The sequence below is a fragment of the Streptococcus mitis genome (assembly GCF_946190285.1).
GTDB classification, from domain to species: Bacteria; Bacillota; Bacilli; order Lactobacillales; family Streptococcaceae; genus Streptococcus; species Streptococcus mitis_CP.
Genome location: NZ_CAMHZX010000029.1, coordinates 1 through 337, shown reverse-complemented (window position 1 = coordinate 337; position 337 = coordinate 1). Strand labels below are relative to the sequence as shown.

Annotated in this window: 1 pseudogene; it reads right to left on the bottom strand. The window is 55.2% G+C overall.

Annotated features, from left to right (window positions below):
- Positions 1 to 337: pseudogene (locus N8L39_RS09280) on the bottom strand (CAP domain-containing protein); the annotation flags it as partial.

The window sequence follows — 337 nt, the reverse complement described above, 5'->3', positions numbered from 1 at the left end:
CAGGTTCTTCCACTTTTGGCGTTGTTACCGCTGGTTCTTCTGATTTTGGCGTTGTAGCCGCTGGCTCCTCTGATTTTGGTGCTGAAGACGCTGGTTCTTCCACTTTTGGTGTTGGAGTCACTGGTTCCTCTGCTTTTGGCGCTGGTGTCGCTGGCTCATCTGCTTTCGGTGCTGGTGTCGCTGGTTCTTCCACTTTCGGTGCTGGAGACGCTGGCTCATCTGCTTTTGGTGCGGGTGTTGCAGGTTCTTCCACTTTCGGCGCTGGTGTCGCTGGTTCTTCCACTTTCGGTGCTGGAGACGCTGGCTCATCTGCTTTTGGTGCGGGTGTTGCAGGTTC